General features: G+C 65.2%; 8 protein-coding genes and 1 pseudogene. 4 read left to right on the forward strand and 5 right to left on the reverse strand.

Features of this window, described 5'->3' with window-relative positions:
• Nucleotides 1–31 precede the first annotated feature (31 nt).
• A complete protein-coding gene (locus ACOADB_RS04325; protein WP_378596696.1) occupies nt 32–1,345 on the reverse strand; it encodes an amidohydrolase family protein in 1,314 nt (437 codons plus the stop codon).
• 387 nt (nt 1,346–1,732) lie between these two features.
• On the opposite strand from ACOADB_RS04325, the gene ACOADB_RS04330 reads away from it, so the two are divergent.
• A complete protein-coding gene (locus tag ACOADB_RS04330) occupies nt 1,733–2,743 on the forward strand; it encodes an LLM class flavin-dependent oxidoreductase (protein ID WP_378596697.1) in 1,011 nt (336 codons plus the stop codon).
• Between the two features lie 53 nt (nt 2,744–2,796).
• Here the strand turns inward: ACOADB_RS04330 and ACOADB_RS04335 are convergent, their stop codons facing one another.
• Nucleotides 2,797–3,732, reverse strand: coding sequence for a LysR family transcriptional regulator (locus ACOADB_RS04335; protein ID WP_378596699.1), 936 nt, complete (start codon nt 3,730–3,732; stop codon nt 2,797–2,799).
• A 193-nt stretch (nt 3,733–3,925) separates the two neighbouring features.
• Here ACOADB_RS04335 and ACOADB_RS04340 point away from each other — a divergent pair, with 193 nt between their 5' ends.
• The 3 genes and pseudogenes from ACOADB_RS04340 (at nt 3,926) to ACOADB_RS04350 (ending at nt 5,225) form a co-directional block, all read left to right on the forward strand.
• A complete protein-coding gene (locus ACOADB_RS04340; RefSeq protein ID WP_378596700.1) occupies nt 3,926–4,447 on the forward strand; it encodes a cupin domain-containing protein in 522 nt (173 codons plus the stop codon).
• Nucleotides 4,448–4,583: 136 nt separating this feature from the next.
• A pseudogene (locus tag ACOADB_RS04345) lies at nt 4,584–4,745 on the forward strand (GntR family transcriptional regulator); the annotation flags it as partial.
• 18 nt (nt 4,746–4,763) lie between these two features.
• Nucleotides 4,764–5,225 carry a GntR family transcriptional regulator gene (locus ACOADB_RS04350; protein WP_378596714.1) on the forward strand — a complete coding sequence of 154 codons (462 nt, stop codon included), beginning with the start codon at nt 4,764–4,766 and terminating at the stop codon, nt 5,223–5,225.
• 38 nt (nt 5,226–5,263) lie between these two features.
• On the opposite strand, the gene ACOADB_RS04355 is transcribed toward ACOADB_RS04350, so the two are convergent.
• The 3 genes from ACOADB_RS04355 to ACOADB_RS04365 form a co-directional block, all read right to left on the reverse strand.
• A complete protein-coding gene (locus ACOADB_RS04355) occupies nt 5,264–5,797 on the reverse strand; it encodes a DoxX family protein (protein ID WP_378596701.1) in 534 nt (177 codons plus the stop codon).
• A gap of 54 nt (nt 5,798–5,851) precedes the next feature.
• On the reverse strand, nt 5,852–7,282 hold the full coding sequence (locus ACOADB_RS04360) for an aldehyde dehydrogenase family protein (RefSeq protein ID WP_378596702.1): 1,431 nt from the start codon (nt 7,280–7,282) through the stop codon (nt 5,852–5,854).
• Nucleotides 7,282–7,815, reverse strand: a 534-nt coding sequence (locus ACOADB_RS04365; RefSeq protein ID WP_378596703.1) for a CoA transferase, incomplete at its 5' end; no start/stop codon positions are given. The genes ACOADB_RS04365 and ACOADB_RS04360, both read right to left, overlap by 1 nt.

A 7,815-nucleotide genomic window follows, 5' to 3' on the forward strand; every position in this document is an offset into this window, starting at 1 on the left:
ACCATCTGGCTCGCGACTTAGGAGACACGTCCTAGGCGGTGAAGCCGGCTTCCTTGGCGAGAAAGGCGTGAGAAGAGGTCGCGAGTTCGAGGATGCGGTCCTTGTCGATGCCGACGAGCTTCCCGTCGCGCTTTCGGACCTCACCGTCGACGATGACCCAGGCGACGTTGTGCGGACCAGCCTGCATCAGCACGGTGTTCACCGGGTCCTCGGCGCGCGGCATGGTCGAGATGTCCTCGAGGTTGACCATGATGATGTCGGCGCGCTTGCCGGGCGTCAGGGTGCCGATCTTGTGGTCCAACCCGGTGGCCTTGGCACCCTCGATCGTGGCGAACTCGAGCATGTCGCGAACAGCGAACGGCTCCTTGTCCTCCACACCGCGCTGCGCAACCCACTCGTTCCACAACAGCGCGCGCATCTGGGTGAAGAGATCAGTCGGTGCGATGGTCTCGGTGTCCAGGCTGATGGACGGCCGGACACCATTACGGACCCACCGTGTCAGGCCGAGCAGGTTCTCGTTCAAGGGAGAGCTCGACACGGAGCCGCCCGAATCGCCGATCATCTTGATTTCGTCGTCGGAGCACAGGGCGGTGTGGATGTAGGTGATGTCGTCACCCAGCAACCCGGCATCGCGCATCTGCGTCACCGCGGCCTTCCCGGGCAGCACGCCGACATGGGTGGTCAAGCGGATACCCATGTCGCGTGCGAGCTCGACGTCGACCTTGGTGTCCTCGATGGAGGAGAACTCAGGCCCTCCGAACGCCAGCGCCAGCGTCAATAGCTGATTGTCGGTCGAGAAGAAGTCCTTCTGGACGCGGCGGATGTCGTCAGAGTGCTGCTGCGAGTTCGATCCACTCACGCCGGCCGACGCGCCGTTCTGGCCGACACCGTGCGCAAAGATGCCGCGGATGCCAGCATTAGCCAGACCCTGGACCGCAGCGTCAGCGTGCGCAGGCGAGTTCATGATGTGGGACCAGTCGAGCATCGTCGTGATCCCGGACTCCAGGGCACTGACAGCACCGAGGAGGTTCCCGATGTACACGTCCTCGGGCCGGTAGAGCGGCCCGAGCTTCACGAGCACGGTTGCGAAGTAGTTCCCCGGCTCCACCGCACCTCGCATGGCTGTCTGCCAGGTGTGTCGGTGCGTGTCCACCAGGCCAGGAAGGACCGCATACCTCGACGCGTCCACCACCTCGGCGTCCGTGGCGTCCAGGTCATTCCCGACCGCCACGATGGTCTGTCCCTCGATGAGGACGTCTCCATTCGGCACGTCGCCGATGGACGGATCCTGGCTGACGACGTGCCCGCCGCGGAGCAGGAGACGCTTGCTGGAGGAGTTGCTCATGCGAAGGCCTTTCATGGCGGTTTGCAGCTGATCATTGGAGTGGTGCTATCACCGTCTGCCTGACGCACGCCCGCACGGGACCTGGGGGAGCGGTGCGGTCTGCGATCAGACGTCCACGACGCTCACGGAGCCACTAAGTGTTCCGTGGCCAACGTCACGAGAGTGATGCTCGAGGAGCCTGCCAGTGGGTCCGAGCACCTGTACAACGGGATTTCGCGATAGGAGGGGTAAGCAAATCTCAAGTCCGCCCGGGACATGGCTCGGGCACCGCGAGCCATCAGATTCCCTTAATCCACCCCTCGATCATTCCGTGTTGTCACACTGAGGTGGCGGATGTCACAGTCGGGGCAAATCGAGAACCCGCAAATCAAAAGGAGCGCAACCCCGATGGAGATCGCAGCCGTCTTCGCACCGACCCTCGAGACGCCGGACCACATCGTCGTGGCCGAGGAGCTCGGATACGAACGAGCCTGGGTGTACGACGTTCCGGTTGCCTGGGCAGACACCGGCATCACCCTCGCTCTCGCTGCACTCCGCACCAGCAAGATCCGCCTCGGCATCTCCGTCATGACCGAGCACATGCGGCACATCGGCCTGAACGCGGGAATGGTTGCCCACCTCGCGACGCTGGCTCCCGGTCGATTCGACCTGGGTCTCGGCACCGGTCTCACCAGCGCTCTGTTCACCGGCCACGCCCCTAGCAAGTGGGCCGACCTCGAGCGGTATGCCGATGACATGCGCACGCTTCTCGCGGGAGGTGAGGTCGAAGTCGAGGGTGCCAGGATCTCGCTGATGCACAGCTCCCGCACGGGCATCACGTTCCCTGTCGACGTCTCGATGTTCTTCGGCGCGCAAGGCCCCAGGGGACAGGCAACCGCTCAGCGCATGGGCATGGGCGTCATCATGAACGCCACCCACGACCTCACGGTCCCCGAGGGGACGGTCGTTGCCCTCTCGGGCTATGGCACCGTGCTCGAGGAGGACGAAGCAATCGACTCACCTCGGGCGATCGAAGCAGCCGGCCCCGGGGCAGCGCTCGGCCTCCACGTCGGCCACTACGGACCCCTCGCCGGTCTCCCCGAGGTCGACGGGTTCCTCGAAGCAATCAGCGAGGTCGACGAGACCCGGCGCCTGCGTGAAATGTTTCGTGGGCACCTCATCGAACCCAACAAGTATGACCGGAAGTTCTTAACGGCCGACGTCGTCCGTCGTGCGACCCTCACCGGGACCCGTGACGTGATCGCTGCAGAGATGAGGCGTCTTGAGGACCTCGGCGCCGGGGTGTACGTCTACCAGCCAGCTGGTCCGGACATCGAGCGTGAGCTCCGCGCATTCATGGAGGCTGCCGAGCTCCGGCACGACCTCCCCAGGACGAATGCCCAGCCGCAACCCGCCTAGGCGACACACGACGGGTCACCGGGGCCTTGTCGGCCAGGGCGCAATTGTCCCGGTCAGGCGTCCGAAGGACCGTCGGACGACCGCTGCATGTTCTTCGCCACCTGTCGCACGAACTTGATCACGGCGATCGACCGGCGACTCAGTTGGTCGTGCTCAGGCCATGCAACGACAACCCTGGGCTGGTCGGCAAGATCCCCCAGCGGAACGCAGGTGAGCGGAAGACCCTCGAGGCTCACGTCGCGTGGCCAGCGCTGGGCCATGGGGGTCCACCCCACTCCGCGGGCAACCAGGGATCGAACCACTTCGATGTTCGGGGACGAGTGTACGACGCGGGGCTCGATTCCGACCTCGCGCAACTTGTGCTCAATCCCGGGGGGCGACTCGAACGAGTACTGCACAAGTGGCTCCTCGGCGAGATCTGTCAACGTGATCATGTCCGCGTTCGCAAGACGGTGGTCGGCGGGCAGAAGCGCATAGGGCCTCAACGCCATGATCGGCTCGACCGCGAAGCCGGTGGACAGCCCCGCCTCGTAGGTGATGGCCAACTCGCAGGTCCCGTTGCTCATCGCGCGACTCAGGTCCCCCATCGACCCCTCCACCACGTTCACCTTCACGGCGGGATGCTCCACGGCGAACTGGCCGAGCAGGGGAGGTACGTACAGCGGCGTCAGCGTGGCGAAGCACCCCAGGTTCAGCTCGCCGCGAAGGTCCGCGCCCGGCGCTCTCGACCTGCTCAGCAGGTCAGTCGATGCGGAGAGAACACGTCGGGCGTCCTCGAGGACGCTCACCCCGGACTCGGTCAACGACACGCCATGCCCCGGACGCCGGGTCAGCAACTGCAAGCCAAGTCGTTTCTCAAGGTCGTGGATGCCCATGGAGATCGCCGCCTGGGAGACGTGTTCTGTCTCGGCCGCGGCGGTCATCGATCCCGCATCGGCAACTGCCACCAAGTAGCCGAGCTGTCGGAGGGAGAAGTTCGGTACTGCCATGGGTTCCACCTCTCGACCAGCGCATCGCAGCCACCACACGTTGCCTCCAAACTAGCCTGCGCCCCGCCTTCGACAGGGCGCATCGAGTTTTCACGACAACAATGGTGACCAGTCTATGCATGACCTACATATTGTGCATAAAATGAAGTATCCGGCCGGAGCGCCGGGAGCAGCCAGGAAGAGGAAGCCCGCCATGGTTCGTCGTGTCGTGACCAGCATCAACAGCGAAGGTCGCTCGATCATCGCCTCCGACGGCGATGCCGTCGCCGTTCCGTACGAGCACACGCCGCTGTCCGGCCACTCGCTCATCTGGACAACCGGCGCGCCGCCCGACCCGACGGTCGACGGTTCGCAGCTCCCTGCCAGCTACATTCCTGGGGTCGGGGGCACGGTCGCGATGACGGTCACGTTCGCCCCCAACCGCGTCTACGCGGACCCGAATTTCGACTTCGCCGCTGCCGTCGCCGAGTCACTCCGCAACACCCCGGGACTCGCTGAGGCGTTCGAGCCAGACGCCCCGGGCATGCACGCCACGCCCACAGTCGACTACGTGGTCGTTCTCGACGGCCCGGTGATCCTTGAGGTCGACAACCAGAAGACAGTCACGCTGGAGACGGGAGACGTTGTGGTCCAGAATGCCGCTCGGCATGCGTGGCGGGTCCCCGGTGACGACCCCGCCACCATCCTGGTCGTCCTGATCGGTGCCAAGGTCTGACGCGGAGCCCGGCAGGGCTGCCTCCTGGGAGTTCTTGGGTTGTAGATCCGTCCGACCCATTTGGTGAGCGCGCGATCATGCATAAACTGCGAGAGTGAGCACAGTGGAACTGGCCCCGCCTCTCGTCGATCAGACCGTGACCCGTCTTCGTCACGATCTGCTCTCTGGCGTGCATCAGCCCGGGAGCAAGCTCAAGGTCGACCACCTGCGGCTCCAATACGGCTGCTCCAGCAGTCCCTTGCGTGAGGCCCTGAATCGTCTCGCGAACGAAGGGCTCGTCGTCGCCGACGAGCGACGTGGCTTCCGAGTCGCGGCCATGTCTCCTGAAGACTTTGCGGACATCACCCGACTTCGTCTCATCCTGGACATCCAGGCTCTCGAGGAGTCGATGGACAGCGGGGGCGATGAATGGGAAGCAGCGTCCGTCGCGTCGTTCTACCGGCTGCAGAAGGTCGAGGAGAGGCTCCCGGCGAACCAGCCGGTCGTGCTCGACGACGAATGGAGTCGCTTGCACAAGGACTTCCACATGACTCTGCTCTCGGCCACCTCCTCGCCGAGGCTGAAGCAGAGCTGTTCGAGTCTCTTCGACCAGGCGGAGCGGTACCGCCGGTTCTCCGCGAGCCAGCGAGTGCAGCCGCGCTCCAAGTCCGGCGAGCACGAGGCGATTCTGAACGCCACCATCAACCGGGAGCGCGAGAAGGCCGTCGATCTTCTCAACAGGCACATCTCACGGACCCAGCACGACATCTCCGCCATCATCCCGAAGCTCGGTCCCTAGCGGTCCTGGCCGACGCCCGGCCGATCAGAAGTCGATGGTTACGACCTCCCGGTTTGGCTCCGCAGGGTAGCGAGAACCGGCGGGATCGCGGCGACCAGGGCCAGGATGGCGACGCCCAAGCCTGCTGTCAGGCGCCAGGACGAGTCGTCGTACCAGATCGCACTGATGGCCTTGTCGATCGACCATCCGCCTGGGCCCAGGAACCCGAGAGCGAGAAGGGTCGAGCTTAGCAGGTAGGGGTACTCTCCGCCGCCCTGAGCCGCCCACAATCTGTTCGACGTGATGGTCAACGAGGATCCGGCTACGAGCATGGTGCCCGCCCCGATGGCCGCGCCCAGCGGAGTCAGCACGCCGAACGTGACGAGGACAGCGCACGAGGCCTCACACACTGCAGCGACGACGACCATCAGGCGAGCAGGGCGTTGTCCGAGCCGTTCGAACACGGCCGTTTGTCCAGCGAGCCCCGGTCCGGAGAACCACCCAAAAGTCTTCTGAGTGGCATGAGCGAACAGCACAAACCCCAGGACTAGTCGCAGGAGCAGCAGCCCTACGTTGGTAGCGGCGTCATCCATCAGTTCTCCTGCGGCGCTGGGGTGCGCGACCTCGCGGGGCCGCCTGGCGTTGGTTCACGTAGCCATGTACGACGTCTTCGTCGTGGTGTAGAAGTCGCGAGCGTCGCGGCCTTGTTCGCGCGTGCCATACGAAGACCCGCGCCGGCCGCCGAACGGAACGTGGTAGTCAACGCCAGCGGTGGGCACGTTCACCATGACCATGCCGGCCGTGGACTCGCGACGGAACTGTGTCGAGGCCCGCAGTGAGCGGGTATAGATGCCCGAGGTCAGGCCGAACTCGGTGTCGTTCGCCGTGGCCAGGGCCTCATCGAAGTCCGCAACGCGCACCATCGAGGCGACCGGGCCGAACACCTCCTCCCTGTTGACAGTGTGCGTACTCTTCGTGTCGACCAGTAGCGCAGGCGACAGGTAGTGGCCGCGGGTTGCGCGCTGCAGGAGCTCCCCGCCGAACAGGGACGCGCCTTCCTTGGTGGCGACCTCGATGTAGCGCAGGTCCTGGTCCAGCTGGGACTGGTCAACGACCGGTCCCATGGTGGTGCCCGGGTCGCGAGCGTCCCCGACCTGCAACTCGCACATTGCCGCTTTGAGCCGATCGATGAACTCGTCGTGGATGCGATCGGTGACGATGAGTCGCGACGACGCGGTGCACCGCTGCCCCGTCGAACCGAAGGAGCCCTCCAGCGCCCCGGCTACCGCAGCATCCAGATCGGCGTCGTCGAGGATGACGAGCGGGTTCTTCCCGCCCATCTCGAGCTGCACTCTCGCTCCATGCCGCTGCGCAGAAGCCAGGACACCGCGACCAGTGGAGGCGGAGCCGGTGAATGACACGGCGTTGACGTTGGGCGATCCGGTCAGTGTGTCGCCGACGTCACGCCCTCGACCCATGACCAGGTTGAGCACCCCGTCCGGTAGGCCTGCGCGGTGCAGGATGTCGACGAGGTTCCACGCCGACGCAGGGACGAGCTCGGCGGGCTTGAAGACGACCGTGTTGCCGTGCGCCAGCGCAGGTGCGATCTTCCACGCAGGAATCGCCATGGGAAAGTTGAAGGGAGTGATGATGGAGACCACGCCCACCGGTTCCCGTGACACCAGGACTTCGACCCCCGGGCGCACGGATCCCAGATGCTCGCCGGGGTTACGGACGGCCTCTCCCGCGTGGAACTTCAGGATTTGACCAGCGCGACGGACCTCCGCCGTTGCTTCGCGCAGGGTCTTTCCTTCTTCGCGAGCGAGCAGGTCGCCGAGCTCGTCAGCGCGAGCGAGTATCTCCGTGCCCGCCGTGTCGAGGACATCGAACCGTGCGCCTCCGGGCAGCGCTGCCCATCCGGGTTGCGCAGCGTCGGCCGCGCCGACGGCTTCCACGGCTTGGCGGGTGTCGGCTCGAGCGAACTCACCCACCACGTCGGACAGGTCGGACGGGTTGACGTTGGTGGCGGCGCTGGCGCCTTCCCGCCACTCGCCGTTGATGAGGTTGCGGTAGATCATCACTTCACTTCCTTGCTCGACAACAGGTCCTCAAGTTGAGTGATCGCCCCGGGGCTAGCCAGCCACGCGCGCATGGCACCGTCGTCGGACCCCAGGTCCGGTGGTGGCAGCGGGTGCCGGAGTTCAGCATTGGTGAACTGAACCGGGTTCGAGACCTGGGCCGGGTGTGGGGTCGGCATCTCCACTGTGGGTTTCAATCCGAGCGCCGCCGCGAACGCGAAGCCGTCCGCCACTGATCCGACCTGCCCCGCAGGGACGCCCGCGGTGTTCAGCAGTGGAACCCATTCGGCGGCAGAGCGCTTGGTCAATGCGGTCTCCAGCAGCGGGACCAAGGCTGAGCGGTTGGCAACCCGAGCGCTGTTCGTGCTGAATCGTTCGTCCTCGATCAGCACAGGAATGCCGAGCGCTCCGACAAGTCGACGGAACTGTCCGTCGTTCCCACATGCCACTGCCAGCAAGCCCTGACCGCAGCGCAGCGTCTCGTACGGCGCGATGGATGGATGCTGGTTGCCCAGGCGTCCAGGTGAATGCCC

This window comes from Nocardioides sp. CPCC 206348 (assembly GCF_048654705.1).
Lineage (GTDB): Bacteria > Actinomycetota > Actinomycetes > Propionibacteriales > Nocardioidaceae > Nocardioides.

Coding starts and splice junctions, on each gene's coding strand:
- ACOADB_RS04325 (WP_378596696.1), bottom strand. CDS start 1,345: ATGAGCAACTCCTCCAGCAAGCGTCTCCTGCTCCGCGGCGGGCACGTC.
- ACOADB_RS04330 (WP_378596697.1), top strand. CDS start 1,733: ATGGAGATCGCAGCCGTCTTCGCACCGACCCTCGAGACGCCGGACCAC.
- ACOADB_RS04335 (WP_378596699.1), bottom strand. CDS start 3,732: ATGGCAGTACCGAACTTCTCCCTCCGACAGCTCGGCTACTTGGTGGCA.
- ACOADB_RS04340 (WP_378596700.1), top strand. CDS start 3,926: ATGGTTCGTCGTGTCGTGACCAGCATCAACAGCGAAGGTCGCTCGATC.
- ACOADB_RS04350 (WP_378596714.1), top strand. CDS start 4,764: ATGTCTCCTGAAGACTTTGCGGACATCACCCGACTTCGTCTCATCCTG.
- ACOADB_RS04355 (WP_378596701.1), bottom strand. CDS start 5,797: ATGGATGACGCCGCTACCAACGTAGGGCTGCTGCTCCTGCGACTAGTC.
- ACOADB_RS04360 (WP_378596702.1), bottom strand. CDS start 7,282: ATGATCTACCGCAACCTCATCAACGGCGAGTGGCGGGAAGGCGCCAGC.